General features: G+C 57.5%; 19 protein-coding genes. 10 read left to right on the top strand and 9 right to left on the bottom strand.

The features are described 5' to 3' along the window. Positions 1-921 (top strand): glycosyltransferase family 4 protein (locus tag AD948_RS02745; RefSeq protein ID WP_061470529.1); only part of this gene is annotated, 921 nt, incomplete at its 5' end. Positions 922-923: 2 nt separating this feature from the next. Beyond that, positions 924-2,078, top strand: a complete 1,155-nt coding sequence (locus AD948_RS02740) for a glycosyltransferase (RefSeq protein ID WP_061470528.1) — start codon at positions 924-926, stop codon at positions 2,076-2,078. Here the strand turns inward: AD948_RS02740 and AD948_RS02735 are convergent. After that, positions 1,969-3,276, bottom strand: coding sequence for a DEAD/DEAH box helicase (locus AD948_RS02735; RefSeq protein WP_248845897.1), 1,308 nt, complete (start codon positions 3,274-3,276; stop codon positions 1,969-1,971). The two genes, AD948_RS02740 and AD948_RS02735, sit on opposite strands and share 110 nt — an antisense overlap. A gap of 47 nt (positions 3,277-3,323) precedes the next feature. On the opposite strand from AD948_RS02735, the gene AD948_RS02730 reads away from it, so the two are divergent. Continuing rightward, on the top strand, positions 3,324-4,364 hold the full coding sequence (locus AD948_RS02730) for a mitochondrial fission ELM1 family protein (RefSeq protein WP_140385783.1): 1,041 nt from the start codon (positions 3,324-3,326) through the stop codon (positions 4,362-4,364). Between the two features lie 5 nt (positions 4,365-4,369). On the opposite strand, the gene AD948_RS02725 is transcribed toward AD948_RS02730, so the two are convergent. The 4 genes from AD948_RS02725 to serB form a co-directional block, all read right to left on the bottom strand. Continuing rightward, positions 4,370-6,412, bottom strand: a complete 2,043-nt coding sequence (locus AD948_RS02725; protein WP_082782266.1) for a phosphocholine-specific phospholipase C — start codon at positions 6,410-6,412, stop codon at positions 4,370-4,372. Positions 6,413-6,424: 12 nt separating this feature from the next. After that, a complete protein-coding gene (locus AD948_RS02720) occupies positions 6,425-8,806 on the bottom strand; it encodes a TonB-dependent receptor (RefSeq protein ID WP_148262783.1) in 2,382 nt (793 codons plus the stop codon). A 572-nt stretch (positions 8,807-9,378) separates the two neighbouring features. Further along, positions 9,379-9,576, bottom strand: coding sequence for a hypothetical protein (locus AD948_RS02715; protein WP_035380451.1), 198 nt, complete (start codon positions 9,574-9,576; stop codon positions 9,379-9,381). Between the two features lie 39 nt (positions 9,577-9,615). Next, entirely contained in the window at positions 9,616-10,503 is an 888-nt protein-coding gene (serB, locus tag AD948_RS02710; protein WP_061470526.1) for a phosphoserine phosphatase SerB, read from the bottom strand. 29 nt (positions 10,504-10,532) lie between these two features. On the opposite strand from serB, the gene miaA reads away from it, so the two are divergent. The 5 genes from miaA (at position 10,533) to sodC (ending at position 15,976) form a co-directional block, all read left to right on the top strand. Next, positions 10,533-11,549, top strand: coding sequence for a tRNA (adenosine(37)-N6)-dimethylallyltransferase MiaA (gene miaA / locus AD948_RS02705; RefSeq protein ID WP_061470525.1), 1,017 nt, complete (start codon positions 10,533-10,535; stop codon positions 11,547-11,549). Between the two features lie 37 nt (positions 11,550-11,586). Continuing rightward, complete coding sequence (gene ilvB, locus AD948_RS02700; protein ID WP_006560243.1) at positions 11,587-13,401, top strand: biosynthetic-type acetolactate synthase large subunit; 1,815 nt, start codon at positions 11,587-11,589, stop codon at positions 13,399-13,401. Positions 13,402-13,472: 71 nt separating this feature from the next. Continuing rightward, positions 13,473-13,991, top strand: coding sequence for an acetolactate synthase small subunit (ilvN, locus tag AD948_RS02695; protein ID WP_006560244.1), 519 nt, complete (start codon positions 13,473-13,475; stop codon positions 13,989-13,991). 55 nt (positions 13,992-14,046) lie between these two features. Then, positions 14,047-15,066: a ketol-acid reductoisomerase gene (ilvC, locus tag AD948_RS02690; protein ID WP_006560245.1), complete on the top strand. Its 1,020-nt coding sequence runs from the start codon at positions 14,047-14,049 to the stop codon at positions 15,064-15,066. A 379-nt stretch (positions 15,067-15,445) separates the two neighbouring features. Then, positions 15,446-15,976, top strand: a complete 531-nt coding sequence (gene sodC / locus AD948_RS02685; protein WP_058987113.1) for a superoxide dismutase[Cu-Zn] — start codon at positions 15,446-15,448, stop codon at positions 15,974-15,976. A 153-nt stretch (positions 15,977-16,129) separates the two neighbouring features. Here the strand turns inward: sodC and AD948_RS02680 are convergent, their stop codons facing one another. Then, entirely contained in the window at positions 16,130-17,407 is a 1,278-nt protein-coding gene (locus tag AD948_RS02680; protein ID WP_061470524.1) for a lipoprotein pyruvate-formate lyase, read from the bottom strand. Positions 17,408-17,749: 342 nt separating this feature from the next. Here AD948_RS02680 and AD948_RS18485 point away from each other — a divergent pair, with 342 nt between their 5' ends. Beyond that, the gene (locus AD948_RS18485; RefSeq protein ID WP_156478900.1) at positions 17,750-18,034 is read left to right on the top strand and encodes a hypothetical protein; all 285 of its coding nucleotides are present in this window, start codon (positions 17,750-17,752) and stop codon (positions 18,032-18,034) included. 482 nt (positions 18,035-18,516) lie between these two features. Here AD948_RS18485 and AD948_RS18340 read toward each other — a convergent pair whose 3' ends face one another. Then, on the bottom strand, positions 18,517-18,846 hold the full coding sequence (locus tag AD948_RS18340; RefSeq protein ID WP_061470522.1) for a LytTR family DNA-binding domain-containing protein: 330 nt from the start codon (positions 18,844-18,846) through the stop codon (positions 18,517-18,519). 22 nt (positions 18,847-18,868) lie between these two features. Further along, positions 18,869-19,222 carry a hypothetical protein gene (locus AD948_RS18335; protein ID WP_061470521.1) on the bottom strand — a complete coding sequence of 118 codons (354 nt, stop codon included), beginning with the start codon at positions 19,220-19,222 and terminating at the stop codon, positions 18,869-18,871. Between the two features lie 227 nt (positions 19,223-19,449). On the opposite strand from AD948_RS18335, the gene AD948_RS02660 reads away from it, so the two are divergent. Then, on the top strand, positions 19,450-20,400 hold the full coding sequence (locus AD948_RS02660) for an alpha/beta hydrolase family protein (protein WP_082782264.1): 951 nt from the start codon (positions 19,450-19,452) through the stop codon (positions 20,398-20,400). Positions 20,401-20,908: 508 nt separating this feature from the next. Here AD948_RS02660 and AD948_RS02655 read toward each other — a convergent pair. Then, the coding region (locus AD948_RS02655; protein WP_061470520.1) for a glutamate--tRNA ligase at positions 20,909-21,798 on the bottom strand (890 nt) is incomplete at its 5' end.

Below are 21,798 nucleotides of genomic sequence, written 5' to 3'. Positions count from 1 at the left end.
CCACAATGCGCCGCCCCCGCACCGCTTTACGGCCCAGCCGCGCTGCTGCGGCTGGGCCGTAAAGCGGTGCGGGGGCGGCGCATTGTGGGCTATTGGGTATGGGAACTGCCCAAAGTGCCGGAAGAATGGCGGGCGGGCCTGCGGTCGGTTCATGAAATCTGGACGCCCTCACATTTCAGTGCGCGTGCGTTGGAAGAATTGGCACCGGGGCGCGTGCGGGTGGTGCCTTACCCGTTGGTGGATGCACAGCCTCAGCCCTCCGCGTTGACCCGGCAGGATTTTGGCTGGCCAGAACATGCCGTGGTGGTGCTGACGTCTTTCAGTCTGGCTTCAAGTTTTGTCCGCAAGAACCCGTTGGCTGCCATAGCCGCTTTCCGACAGGCTTTTGGCGAGCGCCCGGACCGTGTACTGGTGATGAAGGTCTCCAACGCCACGCATTATCCGGACGATATGCAAAGATTGCAGGCGGCCACACAGGGGGCTGCCAATATCCGGTTTGAAACGCGCACACTGCCCATGCCGGATGTGCACGCCATGACCCGCTGCGCTGACATTGTGCTGTCCTTGCACAGAAGTGAAGGGCTCGGGCTTGTGCCTGCGGAAGCAATGTTGCTTGAAAAACCTGTGGTGGCGACAGACTGGTCCGCAACAGCGGAATTTCTGGATGCTTCCTGTGGCATGCCAGTGCCCTATACTCTGGTGCCCGCGCGGGATGAACGGGGCGTCTATCAGGTAGCAGGGGCGCAATGGGCTGACGCGGATGTGGGTGCTGCGGCGCAGGCTCTGCACCGGTTGGCGGACGATGAGATTTTGCGGCGCAGGCTGGGTACCGCAGCCCGGCAGACTGTGCTGAAGGCTTTTGGCGCGCGCCCCTTGCTGGATGCAGTGGCAGGGCTGACGCAGAAGAAGGATAACAACTGAGAATGCGGGTTTTGGTCTGGCAGTGGGGGCGGCGTGGCGCAGGACCAAAAATGGCGGTGGAACTTGCGCGCGGGATAAACGCGCTTGAAGGCTGTCAGGCGGTTCTTTCCCTTTCAGAAAAGGCAGAAATTCTGCGGGCTGACTCTTCAGTCCGGAATGATCTGCCTTTTCGCACCTACACAACGCTGCTGTCTTTGCTGGTGCGTGTTGTTCAGGCCCCCTGGGTGGTGAAGGGGCTGGCGGCCAGATTGCAGCGCATCAGGCCGGACCTTGCCATATGCGCCATGCCGGGGCCGCTTGATCTGATCATGGTGGCGGCCCTGCATCGTGTGGGCGTGCCGGTGGTTGTGATTGTGCATGACGCGCAGGCGCATCCGGGTGATGGGTTCCCCGGTCAGATTTTTCTGCAGCGTCTGTTGGTGTGGCGGGCTGATGTTGTTGTGGCGTTGACGGCGCATGTTGCGGCTTTGCTGGCACCACAACGCTGCATGCGCGGGCGTAAGGCCATTGTGGCGTCTCACCCGCCCTTCGCGTTTGAAGGCGCTACGGCCCTTGCGCGGCCCTTGGCGCACGGAGGGCCGATCCGGTTGCTCGCCTTCGGTCGGCTGTTGCCATACAAAGGGCTGGATCTGCTGGCGGAGGCGTTGCAGCGCATGGGCTCGACACCGGATTATGTCTGCCGGGTTGTGGGCAAAGGGCCGGATGCGCCATGGCTGCGCCAACTGGCTGCGGTGCCGGGCGTAAGCGTGGAAAACCGTTGGGTGCCGGAAGGCGAGATTGCCGGTTTGCTGGCTTGGGCGGATGTGCTGCTGCTACCGTACCGCGAGGCCAGCCAGAGTGGGGTTGGCGCTGCGGCTCTGGCGGCGGGGCGCTGGGTGTTGGCCACCAATGTGGGGGGGCTGGCGGAACAGTTTCGTGACAAACCGCAGGCCGTGCTGTGCGCGCCAACAGTTGAAGGCATTGCACAGGCGCTCAGCCAGATCATCACTCAGCCGCCGCCCGTGCCGGAGGCCGAGGAGAACGCCACCATCAAGGCGGATTGGGCTTTTATGGCCGGGAAGCTGCTTTCGAACGTTTGCCGCGTGCTGCCTCATCGGGCTGGGTTTTCTGCTGCGGGTTTGAAGCTGGCAGAGCCTGCTCCTCGGACAAAATCCTGAGCTTTACGGCAGCCCCCACTTCTATCTGGCGCAGCTTTTTACGGTCTGTCAGACTGCACAGGGTCAGGGCTGTGCCGGTTTTGCCCCCGCGGCCCGTGCGGCCTATGCGGTGCAGATAGGTTTCCGGCTGATCTGGCGGGTCCATGTTGATGACGGTGCGGATATCCGGCACATCCAGCCCACGGGCGGCAATGTCCGTTGCCACCAGAACAGGGGTGCGGCCAGCCGCAAAGCTGGTGACAGTGGACGTGCGCTGCGCCTGAGAAAGATCACCATGCAGCGGGGCAGCCCCCACACGGAATTTCTTGAGCGTGCTGGCCAGTTGATCGGCTTCGGCTTTGGTTTTGACAAAGATCAGGGTGCGGCTTTTGCGGTCGCGGTTGAAAAACGCCTTGAGAAACGCCAAACGCTGAGCGGGTTCTATGAAATAGGCCCCCTGCCGGATTGGCCCCCGTTTTTCCGCAGGGGTATCAATCTGGATTTCCACAGGTTTGCGCAGAAGTTTCTGCAAGATGGGGGTCAGGGTTTTGGGCAGGGTGGCGGAAACCAGCATGGTCTGGCGTACCTGTGGCAGTCCCTCCACCACGGTAGCGCTTTCTTCAAAAAATTCGGGGGAGAACAGGCGGTCTCCCTCATCCAGCACCACATGTGTGCAGGTGGATAGATCAACCTCGCCCGTGTGGGCAAAATCCAGCAGGCGGCCGGGGGTGGCAATCAGCACACGGGGGCCATCATGCAGCAGGTTTTCCGCCTGCGGGGCACGGTCCACCCCGCCATACAGGGTAATAATACCGGGTGTTCCGGCTTTCTGCCGGTTGTCTCTGGGGTTCAGCCCCAGACAGATGCGGAACACGCCCGCCGTTTGCAGCGCTAATTCCCGCGTGGGCACCAGCACCAGCGCATCCTGCGGCCGCCGTGCCTTGAGCAACTGTTGCAGCACGGGCAGCGCATAGGCTGCGGTTTTACCCGTGCCGGTAGGGGCTATGGCCAGAACATCGCGCCCGGCGAGTGCCGCCGGAATGGCCTGCTGCTGAATGGGGGTAGGAGTGGCCATGCCTGCCTGCGCGGCGTGTGCGCACAAGGACGGCAGAAGGCCCATTGCCTCGAAGCTGTTGGACATGCTGAATTTATCCGCCTTGACCCGGTTGAAAAACATGCTTTGCATGGCGTGGTGCAGGTCTGGCTGCTCTGCAAACAAGCAGGCACCGGGCCGGACAGCGCATGAAAAGCGGGGGAGATCGCCTGATGGCTGAAGACGTATATGCTGGAAAGGCGACGGTTTCAAACACTGTCTTGAGCCAGGAGCCTGCCGAGGTGGGGGCGGATGTGCCTGCACTGGTGGTTGGAGAGGATTTTGCGGGCATGCGCTCGCAGGCGTTGGGGCTGGTCAGCCGGGCTGGTTGGCAAGGGCAGTTTCATGCTGTGCGGCCGTCTCGGCTTGCACGCTTGGCTTTGCGGGGGCCGCAGTGGCTGCAATCCCGCTTTCTGGATGACGGGGCCAGCCAGCCTTTGCTGTCCGCGGCCGATCAGGCACGGGTTGTGGTGAGTATTGGCGGTAAGGGCGGAGCTGTGGGTGCCGCCCTGCGTGCGCCGGGGCGGCCAGTGGTGCAGATTCAGCACCCACGGCAACCGCTCTCCAATTTTGATCTGATTGTGGCGTGTGTTCATGATGAGATCACCGGCCCCAATGTTTTACTGGGTCGTACTGCCCTGCATGGGCTGACGCCCGATGTGCTGGCGCAGGCGCGTGAGGCATGGATGCCCCGTTTTGCCCATTTGCCGCGCCCGTTGATTGCCGGGCTGATTGGTGGCTCCAACGGGCGGTTTCAGTTTGGCGTGGGGGAAGCCGCGCAACTGGGGGCCATATTGGTCAAGGCCGTGGCAGAGCAGAAAGGCAGCCTGATTGTCACCCCATCCCGCAGGACAGACCCGCAGGCGCAGGAAATGCTGAGTGATCTGGTGGATTCTGTTGGGGGCATCTTATGGGATGGCGAGGGGGAAAACCCTTATGTAGGGCTGATTGCCTGCGCAGATCATCTGGTCGTGACCATAGACAGCGTTTCCATGGTTTCTGAGGCCGTGGCGGGGCAGGCCCCTGTTTCGGTTTTTCCGCTGCCAGGCAAATCTCGCCGTATTGCCCGCTTTGCTGAGGAGCTTGAACGTTCAGGCCGCATACGGATGCTGCGCAGACACTCCCCTTTCAGAAAACTGGAGCCCTGGGCAGTGGAGCCGCTGGATGATACCCCAGCGCTGGTGGCTGAAATGCACCGGCGGCTGGGGTTTTGATGAGGCTATTGGTGTGGCTGGCCGATAGCGGGATCAGTCCAGTCGGGCAGACCGTTTTCACAATGGCCTGAAAACTGGGCCAGCAGCTTGTGTGTGGCGGCACTGCTTATTGTGAGATCGTACCACATCGTTCCGGGTTTGACGGCAAGCACCAGACTTTCCGGGTGCCGCGCCGTCAGCCGTTGGGAGAGCAGAGTCTGCTGTGAGTAAGCCTCGCTTACTGTAACGGTAGAAAAATCCGGCGCGGAAGACAGTGGTGTCAGATCAAGAACCATGCAGGATTTTTCTCTGTCATGGCGCAGTGTCATGGCAAGTGGCAGGCCGGTTCTGAAAAAACGGTAAAATCCGTTCTGGCCGTAAACCTGCACGGTTTGCCCATGCCTGTGTGGCACAGGAATACGCACTGCGCTGCCCATCCTGAGTGTATAATGGCGCGTGTTGGTGTGGTTGAGGGAAACACGGAAGGTTGCTGTGCGCAGGCCGATATTATGCAAGACCAGTGTGGTGGCGTTTGCGCTGACAAGCCAGTCGGCTGTCATGTCATAAGCAATGGCGCGGGCAGGTTTCTGGCCTTGTTCCTGAACCGGCATGGTCTGCACCAAGGGCACCAGCGGGGGCGGCAGTTTGCAGGAACGCCGCGTTTCTTCAAGATAGGTAGCGGTGTCTGGCAGATGGGCCTGCCAGTCCGGGTTGGCTTGTGAGAAATCAAAAACGGAGGTCAGATCTCCACATACCGACCGCCGCCATGGGGTAAGGTGAGGCACCTCAACCTGAAACCGCTGCTCCAGAAACCGCAAAACGGAGGTATGGTCAAACAGCTCTGAATTGACCCACCCCCCTTTGGTCCAAGGAGAAATGATAATGGCGGGCACACGCGGGCCAAGGCCGACGGTCTCCCCGTGATAGACTTCTCCCTGTGTCGAGACATCCGTAAAGCCTGCTGCGGCGTTCAGAGCCGGGACAGGGGCGGGAACATGATCAAAAAAGCCGTCATTTTCATCATAGTTCAGAATGAAGACTGTTTTTTTCCACACCTCCGGATGAGAGACAAAGATATCCATCAGGCGGGAAATCAGATACTCGCCATAGCCCGGCGGCGCGTTGGGATGTTCTGAAAGGGCGGCTGGCGGCACGATCCATGAAACCTGAGGCAAGGTGCCGTTCGCGACATCGCGCTCAAACGCTTTTATAAGCGCGTGGCCGTCCGTGTCTTTCATGGTCTCGGTGCTGGAACCGGGTACAATGCTCCGCGCGTTCTGATACTGCCATGAGGAGCGGGACAGGTTTCTGAACTGCGCAAAAGAGGCGAGGGGATTATCCCCGAAATTATCGTATTCCTGATAAACCTTCCAGCTTACGCCCGCTTTTTGCAGGGCTTCGGGGTAGGTGCTCCAGGTGAAGGGGGTAAAATCAGGCTTGTCATGCGCCATGTCGGCAGACCAGTTGCCATCATCCACATTGTCTATGGCCTGTTTTCCGTCCTGACCAACTGCCAGCCCGTTTGTGCCGGAAAACAGGAACAGCCTGTTGGGGTTTGTCGGCCCAAACAGGGAGGCATGATAGCTGTCACAGACTGTAAAAGCATCAGCCAGCGCGTAATAATAGGGAATGTCCTGCCGGGTGAAATACCCCATTGTCATGGGCGTTTTGTGGGGCACCCATGTATCCCATTCGTTCCAAGCGGCCTGAGTGCCCTTCCAGCTATGATCCAGACTGCCAAGGCAGGCGCTTGAGGTATGGGCCACATTGAAACGGAACGGTAGAACCCTGCCGCCCTTTCCATCGGGCTGAGAAAAAACGCTTTGGCCATCAGGTAGAATAGGGGCGCGGGGGTCTGAATAGCCCCGCACGCCTTTCAGTGTACCAAAATAATGATCGAACGACCGGTTTTCCTGCATCAGGATCACCACATGCTCAACATCGTTGAGGGTGCCGGTTCTGTTATTCGGCGTAACCGCCAAAGCCTTGCGGATGTTGGACGGTAATGCACCCGCTGCGGCAGCCGCAGAAGAGTGCATTAGAAAATGACGACGTTTCAGAATGGCCATAGGGTGGTGCAATCAGTCAAAATGTTTGCGCAGGGTGAAGAACACCATACGCGGAGATCCTGCCTGCAGGGTTGCAAAACTGCCTGTTGGGTCAGAGAAGACGGCACCGTTACTGCCAACTGTTGCAATATAATGTTTGTTGAACAGGTTGCTCACGTTGATCTGGGCATCCAGCCCCCGCAGGAACCAGTTACGGCTCTGGAAGCGGTAGCCAAGATTCAGGTTGAAGATGTAGTTTGCAGGAACCCACGCATCATTCAGATAGGTATAGGTGCGGCGGTCCTGAAACTGCATGTTCGCGTTGCCCCAGATTGCGCCGTCATCATACCCAATCTGTACGTTGGCCAGATTGCGGGGCATGGCCACAACTTTTTTGCCTTTAAGGGCATAGACGGTGGAGCCTGACGTGACGTTGTCATTATACGTGGAGTCATTGAAGGCGTAGGAGGCGTAAAGGGACCAGTTGCGCGCAAAGCGGTAATTGAATGCGGCATCAATACCGCGGGCCGTAACACCACCCACATTGGCCAGAACGGAGGGGTTACCCTGAATACCGGCCCCCTGCGTAATGGAGAGCAGGCGGTTTTCAAATTCTACATAATAACCGGTAAGAGACGCCTGAATGGTGTTGCTGTGATACCGGTACCCCACTTCTTCCGTATAGGCCATTTCCGGGCGGATCTTGTTCTTGATCGCTTCATATCCCGCAATGGTGGTGGCAAACGGGCTGGTCGCACCTGTCTGCGAGTTATCATAGGCGGCCATGTTGCGGGCAAAGTCCGCAAAGATTTCGTTATGATGGTTCAGGCGATAGTTGGCGCCTACCTGCGGCAGGAAGCCATTGGCAGCCTGAATTGAGCCTGACGGATAAGGGTTGGCCATTGGTGTGCCCAGATAATTGCCGGAAAGTGCGCGGGCGCTGTTATCGACAATAAGAGAGCGGAAACCGTAATTCAGCTTAAGGGCCGGTGTAATCTGCCATGTATCCTGCAGGTGCACCTGATAGGTCTTGGTGTTGAAGGTGCTCTGCCACTGCGTATAGAAGGAATTGTTTGTGTACCAGTGGATACTGCTGGGCGAGCCATCCGTATTCAGACCGTAGTAGCGGCGCGCCTGTTCAAAATTGTTATTTTCAAACCAGAAGCCACCTTCAATGGTGTGGTTGGCAATTTTGTAGGTCAGGCTGCCAATGAAACCAGCCCGGTGAATATCATATTCCGTGGTACGGGTGGAAAGAGGGGAGCCTCCCAGTTCAGCCGGGGTCGGGACATAAGGGGTAACCCATGCGCCCTCGCCGCTGTTGGTATGGCCGTAGCCCATGATGTAGCCTTTGAGACGGTTGTTGATCCTGAAATCAAGTTTCCCGTATCCCATGGCGTCCTGCCGCAGGCCGGCGGCGTTGTAATAGACAAAGTCCTGATCCGGTATCCCGGCAGGAAAAGCGGTGCCGTTCTGGTAGGCACTGGCAATCTGCTTGGCCAGGGCATAATTGCCCGTAATGTTATCAACGTTATAGCCGTATTTATGAACGGTTTGCAGGGAAAGATCCTGATAATCGTTTTCCCGGCGCTGGGACCAGTCACCAAACAGGGTCAGCTTTACGTTATCGCCCAGCGGCTGAACGTATTTGGCATTGGCCTGATGCTGGCGCTGGATACCATCACCTTTCCACTTGTTGGCGTCCTGATAATCGTAGGAGACATAAAATTTTCCGCCACCGGGCAACGTGCCGCTGTTAACGCGCATAAAGGTGCGCCATGTGCTTGCCGAGCCAATGGTGCCTGCAACGTCGACGCCAAATTTGTCGGTGGGATCTATGGATGTAAATTGCAACGCCCCGCCAAGGTTATTGGCCGCGGCAACATCAACCGAGCCCGCACCCTGGCTTAGGGTTGCGCGCCCGTTGTTTTCGGTTTGCAGGGCGCGGCCAATGGAGAGGCCGTTATCATTCCCGTAAGCCAGATTCCCCAGTGGCACGCCATCCATGGTAAAGCCCAGACGGCTCTGATCAAACCCGCGGATGATGATCTGCTGGGACCATTCATAGGAACCCAGCGGATCAGACGAGGTGAACATCACCCCCGGTAATTTGGAGAGCGCCTTGAAGGGGCTTGTTCCGGGCGTGTATTCCTGAAGAGCCTTGTGAGACACATTCTGTGTTTCGCGCGCAGCGCCAGCCCCAAGCACCACAATGGATTCGGCTTTATCTGCCGCCACCGGGGCCGCGTCCGCCTTTTTGCGGGTTTTGGCAACCTGAGCGCTGGCGGGCTTTGCCGCAGATGTTGCAGCGTTCTTCTGCTGGGTCTGGTCAGGCTGTGGAGCAGCAGCACTTGCGTGATTGACCAGTAAGGCGCTGAGGCATGTTCCCAGCAAAAGAGAAAAGGATTTCTTCATCTTGCTCACAATCTCGTCTCGCTGCGGCATCGAACCATCGATGATCAACACGCTCTAGTAATGGGATGAGCAGGAAAAGAGTGTGATGTTTCTATGAAAACGTAATGTGGGCGCAGAACCGGGACAGCGGAAGGATGTTACAGGCGTCACACGTCCATCTGGCAAAATTCAGGGCGCGGCAGCGTCTGTCGCAGGAGGACTATGGTTCAGGGGAAGACTGAACCAGCAACCAGTGACCGCAGCACGCTAACCGCATTGGTTACGCACAAGCTTCTCTGGAAGGGGGTCTGAAAAATCTGTCAGGACGGTAGAACGGGAGTCTGGTGGGAGTATGCGTCGGACTTTCATCCTGCTCGGGACGAAAAACGGCATAGCACCGCGTCCTTTAAATTTGCCCTGTTGGCTTCATAAATCCCCGAGCCCGCAGCTGCGGACGTTTCAATCAGTATCTTGCCCTGTGGGAGCGCCGATAGGGCAGGACAGGTTCATTCGCCGTTGGGTGCTTGAATATGGCCGGTGCAATAGGGCGTGTCGTCAGTTAAGCGGGAGGATTATGCTCGTGCGTGGGGACGTCAGACCCAGATGGTGCCCAGCAGGATGAGTGTGCCGATAATCAGAGCAGCCACGTGGCGCATGACGTGTTCAGGCGAGTCTGGGGGAAGGGTCAGGTAATACTGGAAGCAGTAAGCCATCAGCGCGCAGCCCACCAAAGCCAGAAAGACGCGCACAAACGGAAAGGAGGAAATGTTGCGTCGCGGGTCGAACTGCATGGGGTGATCTCCTTCCTCTTTCTGGCTTGATGGCCTGCTTTACGCGCCTGAAAACGCTGAAGCCGGATAGCCTTGCACAAACAGCGCCGTGCGTAGCGAGGTATGGTTGATCTGCGCTGCAATGGCATTGCGGATGATGGGCTTGGCATAAAAAGCCAGACCAAGCCCCGCTGCCTTCAGCATGGGCAGATCATTCGCACCATCCCCAATGGCCAGTGTGGCGTTGGCCGGAAGAGCGTGTTTTTCCGCCAGAGAGGTCAGCAGAGCCAGCTTGGTATCTGGCCCCAGAATGGGGTGCCCGGTTTCTCCGGTCAGCATGCCATCCGCAATGGTCAGGGTGTTGGCGTGGTTTTCCTGAAACCCGCATAGCGCTGCCACGCGGGAAGTAAAGAACGTGAACCCGCCAGAAACCAGTGCTGTATGGGCACCGTGGGCGCGCATGGTTTGCACCAGTTCCTTTGCGCCTTCGTTCAGCCGTACATCGTTCCAGGCTTTTTCCAGCAGGGAGGCAGGAAAGCCTTTCAACAGGGCCACCCGTTCGCGCAGGGCCGTGGCAAAATCAAGCTCGCCATTCATGGAGCGGGCCGTGATTTCGGCAATTTTTTCACCAATGCCCGCATGGGTGGCCAGATCATCCAGCGTTTCGTTCGCCACAATGGTGCTGTCCATATCAGACACCAGCAGGCGTTTGCGTCGGGCATCCTGATGTGTCAGGACCGCATCAACCGGCTTGTCAGCCAGCGCAGCGCGCAGGGCGGGCAGGCGGTCTGCCGCAGTGGCGGGGCAGGGAATGTCCACCGCTTCTCCGGCGGAGAGTGTGGTGACAGTCTGCGCGCCATCCACGGCGTCCCGCGCCAGGGCAATGGTTGCGGCATCAAGTGTGGCGGCGTCGCGCTGTGCGACAAGTGTCAGGACCAGGCTCATCATTTGGAATTGGGTGTGACAGGAATACCCGCATGAAGCAAGCGGAAGACCAGAGAAACAGCGTTGCGGAACGCGGGCAGGTTGCCCTTATCATTGCGGGCCCCACATGCTCGGGCAAATCAGCCCTTGCGCTGGGTGTGGCGCGAAAATTGGGCGGTACCGTAATTAATGCGGATTCCATGCAGGTGTATCGCGATCTGCGGGTGCTGACTGCTCGCCCAACGCCGGAGGAAGAAGCGCTGGTGCCGCATCGGCTCTATGGTGTGTTGCCAGCGGCGGAAAAAGGCAGTGTGGCCTGGTGGCGTGCGCAGGCTCTGGCCGCCATGGAGGAAGCATGGCAGGCGGGGCGACTGCCCATTCTGTGTGGCGGCACCGGCATGTATATGCGTGCCCTGACAGATGGTCTGGCCGAAATACCGGATTGCGGAGAGGCTGCCCGCACCGAGGCGCGACGTCTGGTGGCGGAGGAGGGGCCGGAAGCCCTGCATGCCAGACTGGCGGATGTTGATCCGGATATGGCCAGCCGTCTGCGCCCGGTGGATTCTCAGCGGGTTTCCCGCGCGTGGGAGGTCTGGCGAGGCACGGGGCGTAGCCTTGCGTGGTGGCAGGCCCAGCCCGGTTTGCCGCCTGCGCCCTGCCGCTTTGTGGCTGTGCGCCTTCTTCCACCCCGGTCAGAACTGCGGGCCAGAATCGGGGTGCGGTTTGACCATATGATGCAGCATGGTGCTGTAGAGGAAGTAGAATCCTTACTGGCGCAGCATCTTGACCCCGCTTTGCCTGCCATGCGGGCGCATGGCGTGCCGGAACTTTCAGCCTTTCTGCGTGGCGAAATTCCGCCGGAGGAAGCCGTGCGGCTGGCTGTGGTGGCAACGGGTAAATATACCCGCAGGCAGGCCACCTGGTTTGCGCATCATGCCCTCTCTCAACCGGGGCTGACATATGATCTTGATATGTGTATGCCACCTTCCGAGCAATTTTCGGAAAGAAAATTCAGTGAAATTATTTCTTTTATTCTATCCGGGATTGACGATGCCAGCAGGGTTCCCTAAAGATGCCGCCCAACCCGCTTTTGGGAGATAGGAAGAAATGACACCGAAAACCGCTTCTGCCACCATGGCCGCACAGACCCCCACCACCCTACCGGGTGCGGAAGTCCTTATGCGTGCGCTTGCTGAGCAGGGCGTTGAGGTTATTTTCGGCTATCCCGGTGGGGCTGTCCTACCCATTTATGATGCCCTGTTCCGCCAGAACCATATCCGGCATGTGCTGGTGCGGCATGAGCAGGCGGCTGTGCATGCGGCCGAGGCCTATGCCCGTTCAACCGGCAAGGTGGGCGTGGTGCTGGTCACCAGTGGCCCCGGTGCCACCAATGCCGTAACCGGCCTGCTGGACGCCATGATGGATTCCATTCCGCTAGTGTGTCTCTCCGGTCAGGTGCCCACGGCGCTGATCGGGAATGATGCCTTTCAGGAGGCTGATACCACCGGCATTACCCGCCCAGTGACCAAATACAACTATCTGGTGCGTCGCCCGGAAGATCTGGCCCCTGCGGTGCATGAAGCATTTGCCATTGCGCAGTCTGGCCGCCCCGGCCCGGTGCTGATTGATCTGCCCAAGAATATTACAGTGGGAGATGCGCCGTACGTTGGGGCCGATCAGGTCAAGCCGCGCACGGGCAAAGTGCAGGTTGACCCTGAGCGTGAGGCCGTGGCCCGTGCCGTTGCCGCCATGAAAAAGGCGCGTCGTCCGCTGTTCTATACAGGTGGTGGCGTGATCAACTCCGGCCCGGAAGCCAGTGAAGGCCTGCGCAAGCTGGCAAAGCTGACGGGCTTTCCTGTTACCTCCACCCTGATGGGGCTTGGTGCGTTTCCGGGCACGGATAAACAGTTTCTGGGTATGCTGGGCATGCACGGCACGTACGAAGCCAATCTGGCGACGCACGGATGTGATGTGCTGATTGCTCTGGGCAGCCGGTTTGATGACCGCGTAACCGGTCGGCTGGATGCGTTTTCACCCGATTCCTTTAAAATTCATGCGGATATTGATCCTTCCCAGATCAACAAGATTATCCATGTTGATCAGCCGATTATCGGCGATGTGGGCCGGACCATCGCGCTGATGATTGAAGAGTGGGAAAAACAGCCTGCCTATGAACACAAGGCCGAACTGGCTGCGTGGTGGGAGCAGATTGAGGCATGGCGGGGGCTGAACTGCCTGCGCTTCAATCAGGATCACGCACCCGAAGCCATTATCAAACCGCAGCAGGCCATCCAGCGTATTTATGAACTGGCGCAGGAAACCGGACGCGATACGTTTGTCTCCACGGAAGTGGGGCAGCATCAGATGTGGGCGGCTCAGTTCTTCAAGTTTGATGCCCCCAACCGTTGGCTGACGTCTGGCGGCCTTGGTACCATGGGGTATGGCCTGCCCGCCGCCGTTGGGGCGCAGATTGCCCACCCGGATGCGCTGGTGTTGGATGTTGCCGGGGAAGCTTCAACCCTGATGAACATTCAGGAACTGGGCACCATTGCCCAGTATCGCCTGCCGGTTAAGCTGTTCATCATCAACAATCACTATATGGGCATGGTGCGCCAGTGGCAGGAACTGCTGCACGGCTCGCGCTATTCTGAAAGCTATAGTGATGCGCTGCCGGATTTTGTAAAACTGGCGGAAAGCTTCCACGCCAAAGGGCTGCGTGCCACCCAGATGGACCAGCTTGATGGCGTGATCCGTGAGGCACTGGCGCATGATGGGCCGGTGGTTGTGGATCTGTGCGTGGCGGAAGGGGAAAACTGCTTCCCCATGATTCCATCCGGCGCTGCGCATAACGAGATGATCCTTGGGCCGGAACAGGAAGAGCGTGGCGCAAAGGTCACGCGTGAGGGCATGATGCTTGTCTGACGCCCCCATTTTTTTGTTCCGTGGCGTGGTGATACGCCTTTAGTCTTGCGTGATTTTCAGGAAGTTTTTCAATGCAGCAGAATGCTCCCGGCTCTGCGGTTATCTCCCTGCTGGTGGATAACGAAAGCGGTGCGCTGGCCCGTATTATCGGTCTGTTTTCAGGGCGCGGATATAATATCCGCAGCCTGACCGTGGCTCCGGTGGATGAAGAGGGACTGGTGTCCCGCGTTAATATTGTCACCACCGGCACCCCGGCAGATATCCGGCAGGTGAAGGCGCAGATCGAACGTCTGGTGCCTGTTTCCCGCGTGGTTGATCTTTCTTCCGCCGGGCCGCATGTGGCGCGGGAGATGGCGCTTATCAAGGTTGTGTCCTCTGGTGAGCCGCGTACCGAGGCGCTGCGCATTGCGCAGGCGTTCCGTGCCCGCGCGGTGGATACCACGGCCTCTTCCTTCGTGTTTGAACTGACCGGTTCAACCGACAAACTTGACAGTTTCATTGAACTGATGCGTCCGCTTGGGCTGGCTGAGGTTTCCCGCACCGGAATCGCGGCAATCTGCCGCGGACCGCAGACAATTCAGAGTCACTGAAGATAACAGAGCGGCAGGAAAAACCCCTGCCGTGGTAAGGAGAAAAACAATGTCTATGCGTGTTTATTACGACCGTGATGCGGACGTGAACCTGATCAAATCCAAAAAGGTTGCGGTTATCGGGTATGGCAGCCAGGGCCACGCCCACGCCAACAACCTGAAAGACAGCGGCGTCAAGGACATCGTGATCGGTCTGCGTGAAGAATCTTCCGCCGTGAAAAAGGCGCAGGATGCTGGCTTCACCGTGATGACGCCCGACAAAGCCGCAGCTTGGGCCGATGTTGTGATGGTGCTGACGCCTGATGAAGGCCAGGGCACGCTGTACAAAGAATCTCTGGAAAAGAACCTGAAGCAGGGTGCCGCTCTGGCGTTTGCTCATGGTCTGTCCATCCACTTCCGCATCATTGAAGCCCGTCCTGATCTGGACGTGTTCCTGATCGCACCGAAGGGCCCCGGCCACACCGTGCGTTCCGAATACCAGCGCGGCGGCGGTGTTCCCTGTCTGGTGGCTATCGCGCAGGACAAGTCCGGTTCCGCTCTGGAAATCGCGCTGTCCTACGCATCTGCTATTGGTGGTGGCCGTGCAGGTACCATTGAAACCAGCTTCAAGGAAGAAGTGGAAACCGATCTGTTTGGTGAACAGGCCGTGCTCTGCGGTGGTCTGGTTGAACTGATCCGCGCTGGTTTTGAAACGCTGGTTGAAGGTGGCTACGCACCGGAAATGGCGTATTTCGAATGTCTGCACGAAATGAAGCTGATCGTGGATCTGATCTACGAAGGCGGCATTGCCAACATGAACTACTCCATCTCCAACACGGCTGAGTATGGTGAGTATGTGTCTGGCCCGCGTGTGATCACGCCGGACACCAAGAAGGCCATGAAGGACATTCTGACCGACATTCAGAACGGCACCTTCGTGCGTAACTTCATTCTGGAAAACCAGTCTGGCAACATTGGCTTCAAGGCTACCCGCGCCATTAACGATGCGCACCAGATTGAAGCCGTTGGTGAAAAACTGCGTGGCATGATGCCGTGGATTTCCAAATCCCGTCTGGTTGACAAAACCAAGAACTGATCAGCCAGCCTGTTCTTTCAGGTTTCTGACAAAAAGCCCTGCCGTGCTTACGCGGCAGGGCTTTTTTGTTTGAAAGACCAAAGACTTCGCGGAACGCTAGCGCCTAGAGCAGAGCAGAGCAGAGCAGAGCAGAGCAGAGCAGAGCAGAGCAGAGCAGGCGCGGGACGATGTGGAAACCGGCGCACGATGCTCTCGGTGGGGCAGGGGGGGGCGGATGCGGCAACCTTGCTCCGGCATCATGCGTTTGACATCGTTCGGTCAATTTAAGGTGCAGAGGGCACTCTGCTGCTCACAACTCTCTGAGCGTATGCCAGACTATGCAAGTGAGACTGAATAGCGATACCGTATCCGACTGTCGGAAGCGGAAAAGGAGAAAGCAATGTTTGCTTCACGTCTGAAATTTGTTGCTGCTCTTGCCTGCGGGATGGCGTTGGCCCCCTCCCTTGCGATGGCGGCGAGCACCGCCACGGGTGACCTGCAGGGGGCAGATGGTGCCGCCCATGGCACCATCAAAGTGACCGAGGCCCCCAATGGTGTCCTGCTTCGTGTGGAAGCAAAAGGGCTGACGCCCGGATGGCACGGTTTGCATTTTCATGAAAAGGGAAGCTGCGAGCCCCCAAAGTTCACCAGTGCTGGGGGGCATATTCACACCGCAAAGCCTGTTGTGCACGGCCTGCTGCATGAGGGCGCGAATGATGCGGGCGATCTGCCCAACCTTTATGTCGCCGCAGATGGCACGGCAACGGTTGAACTCTACTCCAGCCTTGTCTCTCTGAACGCGGGCGGCAAGCATCCAGCCCTTCTGGATGCTGACGGATCATCCGTGGTTATTCACGCAAACCCGGATGATTACACCACCCAGCCGATTGGTGGCGCAGGGGACCGTGTTGCCTGTGCGGTCATCAAGTAAGATTGTTTCATAAGGCGCTACGGCGCGGGCACAGCGCGAACCACACTGGGTATTGGATGCAGAAGTCTGCTCAGTGCGGTTTGTGCTGCGTCGTTTAGTGTAAAAAGGTGACGTTCACCTTCACCTGTTCCATGCCGGGGTAACGTGCTGCGTTCACGGCAGGCGTGGTTCGGTTTCTCCTAGAAAAATACTGGCTTCTTCTGGAATCCATTCCCCTGTATTTTCATCCCGCCCTTGCAGGACCAGCCGAGGTGTGGCGGAACTGCGCTGGCTGCTGGCCTCTTTCAGAAAGGGGGTCATGCTATCAGACTGTTTGCGGTTGATAAGGCAGCACAGTGCGGTTTCCGGAAAAGCGGAGAGCAGGTGGGCTGAGCTTTCTTCTCCCGCAAAAATCATCAGCGGAGGGCGTTTCCGTTTGGCGATAACGTATTTGTGGATAATGGCCGTTTTACCGCTTCCGTAAGGGAACGGATATTTTGCAGATTCAGTAGAAAGCAGAACTTTTTTATGTTCATCCAGCCGTGCACCATAAATGTGCTCTCTGGGAATATTGTAGCCGTATTCAGCAGATGTTGCAAAAAAGGCAGTACAGTCTTCCAGTGAGGATGTGCAGACAACAGGATCTATGCCGTGTTCCTGCAAGATCTGGAATAGATCTGCCATTTCTGGCGTAAGACGCAGGGCCTGCACAAAGGTGGCCTCGACCGCACCGCTTTTTCCGGCGCGGTCAGGCGGGCAACGCCATGTAATGGGCGTAATGGATTGGCCCAGCCCCCATTCATTTGCGGCCCGTGTCAGGGCCAGAACATCGGTAATGGTCTGACCAGCCAACAGGCGAAGTACCCAGCGCTGAGCTTCTTCACCGCCATGCACGGTCCGCAGGCTGTGATAATAAAAGATCATGCGGGCGCGAAAGGCCTGATGAGCCGGATCATTATCCAGATCTTCGAGCGAGAGCGGGTGTGGCAGGTGTCCATACCGTGCTTGCAGTGCCCGGTAGTCCTCAAGAATATCCTCAACCAGCAAAGGCTGGGAAACAGGTTTGCCTGCAATGGTTGTAAAGGGCGCGGGCAACGCTTTTTCTGGCATGTGGGTATGGATCAGATGCCGGAATTCATGCGCGGGCAACAGAAAACTGAAATGTTCCAGCATGTAATGGAACAATGTTTCCTGCACATTGCCCACAATGGCGGTTTCATCCCAGTCAAACACCGCATAGGGGCGGTGAGCCTGATCATATTTTTCTGAATACTGACCGTATTCACTCATCACGGCCTGCACGCGGGTGCGTGTTTTGGGGGCCCATTTCAGGGTTTCCAGCATGGGCGGGGTTTCCGCCGGGGTGAAGGAACTTGCCCGGGCAAAAGCAGGGGCAGCCAGCAGGCCGGTCAGCCCGAAACTGAAGGAACGGCGGGTCAAAGAAGACGGCATGCGAGGTCCAGAGTGGCTGTTGCAAAAAATCCAGCGCGAAGGCGCGGCTGAACGAAAACATACGTCGGGCAGCAGAGTGCCTAATCTTTCACGTCCTGTCACGGGGAGAACGGAAGACAAATAAAGGTAAGGCGGAAGGGATAGGGCAAAAAGACAACGGCGCTCTGGCAGGAAAGGAGCGCAAGACTGATGGTAGAGGGCTTTTCGGGGTCTCCCGCCGTTTCTGAGCCAAACGACCGGGTGGCAGCCCCCACTGCAGAAGCAGTCGTTGGTTATATACAGCGCGAGCAGCTTCAAGCACCAGTCATCATTAGGTCATTCTCTGGGTGGCGAGGTACGTTCATGCTTGGCGCGCGTCATCCCTCTCTTGTCGGTCGCTTGATGATCATTGATGTCTTGCCATTTTACACCTTGATGTTCGACCCTGCGGCCACTTCCGAAACGGCCAGACCTCGGGCCGCAGCGTTCCGGGCATCTTTACTGGCGGCATCAGGCCCGCAGGCGGAAGCCTCTCAGACCGCTGCCATCGCCCGTCTAGCCAAAACCGAAACGGTAGACCTGCTTTGCTCCAAGCCTTCCTCAGTTCGGATCGCAACACGGTGGCCAATGCAGCCTATGAGCTCATGACGACCGACCTGCGCCCAGAACTAGGCCATATCGGCGCTTCAATTGAGTCGTCTATGCCTATGACTCTTTCTATGGCGTCTCGGCCACGCGGATCGATGCACTCTTTCATTCCGCCTATGGGGCGTTATCACGCGCATGTTTCAGAAGGATAGATGAAAGTTTCCATTTTATCATGCTGGATCAGCTGGACTTGTTTGTGCGTGCTGTTCTCGACTTCCTTGGGCCGAACCCTTCAGAGGGATCGCCGCTGCGTTGAAGGGACGTTTGATATGGCGGATTGGAACGGCACTGAAGCAAGAATTTTCAAAGATGAAAGGCAGATGCATAATCGCCTGATCCTATATTCGTTAACGGATAATGGACCATCCGTTCTCCCGGCCGAAACGACCAGTCGGTTCAACGGAAACGGAGCAGACAGTCGGCGGTCGCCTCACTGCGGATATTGACGATAAGATACATATTGTCGAAAAGTAGACGTGGGCTTATTTGTTTCCAGTTGCATCGAGCCAGCCCGCTTCTCTCAGGAGTGCAACAGCCCCTCGAGCCACCGGCGCAACGATGTTGCCCTCGAGATGCAATCGCATGGAGCGTGGGGTGCCTTCAATGTGGTCCACAGCAGCACGCGCGACCCACCATGACCGATGTGTCCTGAGCCCTTCGACTGGGCCGACGGTTTCGATCGCCTCAGTCAGAGTCATATGCGCGAGCCGTGAACCAGTACGCGTATGGATGCGCACGTAATGGTCTTCCATTTGCAAGGCAATGATATCTTTGCCCAGAGGAACGGTGCGGGCAGGACGTTCAACAAGCACAGGCCCACTGTTGGCCGACTTATCATGCGTCGTCGATCGCTGCTTCAGGATGATCACACAGATAAACCCGACCGCCGCGATCAATCCGCTTTGTAGATACCAGACTGTCCAGCCAGGAGCATGCTGGTGCAGTTCCGGCCAAATCATCAGGGCGGAGATCCGAGTTATCATCGCTTGTACAAGTGACGCGATAATGAGCATTACGGCCAGTAGGGGCCAACGCACGCGCTTTAAGCTTCTGGCTTGCCGTCGCCATGCAAGCCATGTGCCGCCGAATAACAAGAATCCAAACCAGATCGACCCGCACCAATACAACAGGCGCCAGATCAGGCCAGAGTTCAAATAGCTGCCGAATGGAGCCAATAGACCGAGACATAGCCCTGCGCCCGTTGTGATAACGGCCAGCCGGACTCGATGTGCACGTAGCATGGGTGGGAAAACAATTTCGGTCATTATAACGGAATCTACCCGATGTTTTGTTTTGGCGCTACCGTTCCGCCCGTTCGCGTGCCCGTTCGCCCATTCACGAAAACCGTGGTTTTCCGCCATTTTAAGAGCATGCAGAGATAGGTTTGGTTTTACATCAAAGGAGGTGTTTCTCTCATGCTCATACAACTACTTACCTTTCTGTCATTGCTTCTGATTGCGCCCTATGGCGCTGCTGCGTCTACTTCGCAGGAGGTCGGCTTCCAGTACCGACACATGAGCGATGGTACCGAGGTCGGCATTTGGTATCCGGTGATTGGAAGACCAGTGCACCAGCATCTCGGCATCTACGAACAGGACATCGTGCCAGAGGGACAGCCTCTTGGTCATGATCTTCCGTTGGTGGTCATTTCGCACGGTCACGGCGGTGTGTTCTCTGGTCATCTCGATACCGCTGTCGCGTTGGCACACGCAGGCTTTGTTGTTGCGAGTCTGACCCATCCTGGCGACAACTGGCGCGACGATAGCAGAGCGATCCAAGTTGCGGATCGGCCAAAAGCGCTGAGCCGACTGATTACTTACATGTTAACGACCTGGCCGCACCATACCGTCATCAGCGCTGCTCGCATTGGTGCGTTCGGGTTCTCCTCCGGCGGTTTTACCGTGTTGGCGGCGGCAGGTGCGCAACCTGATTTTGCTCGCGTGGCAGCACATTGTAATCAACATCCCGAGTATTATGATTGCCAACTCATCAGGCATCATCCCGGCCCACTGCCGACGTGGTCCGATAGTCATGATCCCCGGATCAAGGCGATTGTGGTGGCCGCTCCAGCACTTGGGTACACATTTGGGCGAGAGGGTCTTCGAGATGTGACGATTGCTGTGCAGCTATGGCGTGCGGACGACGACCATATCCTGCCCGCACCTTTATATGCCGACGCCGTGCAGGCTGATCTGCCTCATACCCCAGAGTTCCATAGCGTGCCAGGGGCTGGGCATTTCGACTTCCTTGCCCCCTGTGCTGTATCCACGCCGATCTGCCAAAGTGCGCCAGACTTCAACCGGATCGCGTTTCATCGCGACTTTAATGCAAATGTCGTGACATTCTTTACTCGCGCTCTCCATTGATCGAAGGGGAAGCCTTTAGCTTCTATCCCTGTTATATTGGTTTTCGCCCGTTAATAATAGGTTTGTGGATATTGCCGCTCCAAAGAGGAGCGTCTGCAAATTCTATCCATATCGCTAGACCTCTGAATATGATCAAGTGAACTAATGCCGGCCGCGATGTTCCGGAGATGTCTACTACGCATAACACTCAGAGCGTGTTTGATAGCGCAACACGTGATGGGTGGCTCAGGGCTTTTGAATACTGAAAAAGCCGATATGAAGGTTTGATACGGGACTGGAATGGATGTTCCCAGCGATCAACCACGAGAAAATGCGTCGGACTGATCGGGCAGACTATTCAAATAGAATATAGGAGGAGCCGAAGCTGCGAGAACAGGTTTCAGACCGTTCTACCCCTGTCCTATCAAAAGGGGCTAGGTGCCAGAAGGAGCGAGAAAAGCGCGCCTTCTGCACCGTGCATGGAAAAGACGTGCGCGGTGCAGAGGCTTTTTACAAAGGGAAGGGAGGCTTAGCCTTCCTGTCCCATTAGTAGCCGTTCGAGTGCGCGTTTGCGGCCGATGAGTGGCAGCAGGTCACGCAGTTCCGGGCCGTGTTCTTCGCCTGTCAGGGCAAGGCGCAGGGGCAGGAACAGGGCTTTGCCGGAGCGGCCTGTTTTTTCCTTCAGGGCTGTGGTCCAAAGCTTCCAGGTTGCGGTGTCCCACGGTTCTTCTGGCATCAGCGCGGCGGCGTCTTTCAGGAAGGCGGATGTTTCCGCTTCCTGCGGTGGCGGCACAATGTCTCCATAGACCACGCTGGCCCACAGCTTCGCTTCGGAGAGCATTTCGATATTGCCGCGAATGGCCAGCCAGAAGGCTTCTGTCGCGCCGTGGGGGAGGCGTTCCGCCACGGTAGTGAAAGGCGTCTGGGCCAGCAGCTTGTGGTTCAGGGCCAGAAGCTGGCGGGTATCAAACCGCGCGGCGGATTTTGAAATGTGGGAGAGGTCATACACCTTGGCCTGCTCCGCAAACGGCACCAGAATTGGGTCATCCGAACTGCCAAGCCGAGCCAGATAGGCCACCAGCGCTTCGGCCTCCACCCCGTCCTGACGCAAGGTGCGCAGGGACATGGCGTCAAACCGCTTGGAGAGTTTGCCCCCATTTTCATCCAGCAGCAGCGGCAGGTGCGCAAAGCGGAAATGGTCGGGGCGTGCGCCCAGAGCCTCGGCAATATCAATCTGCACGCCGGTATTGGTGACGTGATCTTCGCCACGAATGATGTGGGTAATGTCTGTTTCCAGATCATCCACAACGGAGGCGAGCGTGTAGAGCACGGTGCCATCGGTCCGCACCAGAACGGGGTCAGACACGGAAGGCAGTTTGACCTGACATGCTCCCATTACAAGATCCCGCCACTGAATGA

The organism is Acetobacter senegalensis (genome assembly GCF_001580995.1).
In the GTDB taxonomy this organism is placed as follows: Bacteria; Pseudomonadota; Alphaproteobacteria; order Acetobacterales; family Acetobacteraceae; genus Acetobacter; species Acetobacter senegalensis.
This window is presented reverse-complemented; position numbering and strand designations above follow the sequence as displayed.

What these genes read in the sequence shown, in the direction of transcription:
- AD948_RS02725 (WP_082782266.1), bottom strand. Translation starts at nt 6,412, where the DNA reads ATGGCCATTCTGAAACGTCGTCATTTTCTAATGCACTCTTCTGCGGCT.
- AD948_RS02660 (WP_082782264.1), top strand. Translation starts at nt 19,450, where the DNA reads ATGCTCATACAACTACTTACCTTTCTGTCATTGCTTCTGATTGCGCCC.
- ilvC (WP_006560245.1), top strand. Translation starts at nt 14,047, where the DNA reads ATGCGTGTTTATTACGACCGTGATGCGGACGTGAACCTGATCAAATCC.
- AD948_RS02740 (WP_061470528.1), top strand. Translation starts at nt 924, where the DNA reads ATGCGGGTTTTGGTCTGGCAGTGGGGGCGGCGTGGCGCAGGACCAAAA.
- serB (WP_061470526.1), bottom strand. Translation starts at nt 10,503, where the DNA reads ATGATGAGCCTGGTCCTGACACTTGTCGCACAGCGCGACGCCGCCACA.
- AD948_RS02730 (WP_140385783.1), top strand. Translation starts at nt 3,324, where the DNA reads ATGGCTGAAGACGTATATGCTGGAAAGGCGACGGTTTCAAACACTGTC.
- AD948_RS02680 (WP_061470524.1), bottom strand. Translation starts at nt 17,407, where the DNA reads ATGCCGTCTTCTTTGACCCGCCGTTCCTTCAGTTTCGGGCTGACCGGC.
- AD948_RS02715 (WP_035380451.1), bottom strand. Translation starts at nt 9,576, where the DNA reads ATGCAGTTCGACCCGCGACGCAACATTTCCTCCTTTCCGTTTGTGCGC.
- miaA (WP_061470525.1), top strand. Translation starts at nt 10,533, where the DNA reads ATGAAGCAAGCGGAAGACCAGAGAAACAGCGTTGCGGAACGCGGGCAG.
- sodC (WP_058987113.1), top strand. Translation starts at nt 15,446, where the DNA reads ATGTTTGCTTCACGTCTGAAATTTGTTGCTGCTCTTGCCTGCGGGATG.
- ilvB (WP_006560243.1), top strand. Translation starts at nt 11,587, where the DNA reads ATGACACCGAAAACCGCTTCTGCCACCATGGCCGCACAGACCCCCACC.
- AD948_RS18485 (WP_156478900.1), top strand. Translation starts at nt 17,750, where the DNA reads ATGCTTGGCGCGCGTCATCCCTCTCTTGTCGGTCGCTTGATGATCATT.
- AD948_RS18335 (WP_061470521.1), bottom strand. Translation starts at nt 19,222, where the DNA reads ATGTCTCGGTCTATTGGCTCCATTCGGCAGCTATTTGAACTCTGGCCT.
- ilvN (WP_006560244.1), top strand. Translation starts at nt 13,473, where the DNA reads ATGCAGCAGAATGCTCCCGGCTCTGCGGTTATCTCCCTGCTGGTGGAT.
- AD948_RS02720 (WP_148262783.1), bottom strand. Translation starts at nt 8,806, where the DNA reads ATGAAGAAATCCTTTTCTCTTTTGCTGGGAACATGCCTCAGCGCCTTA.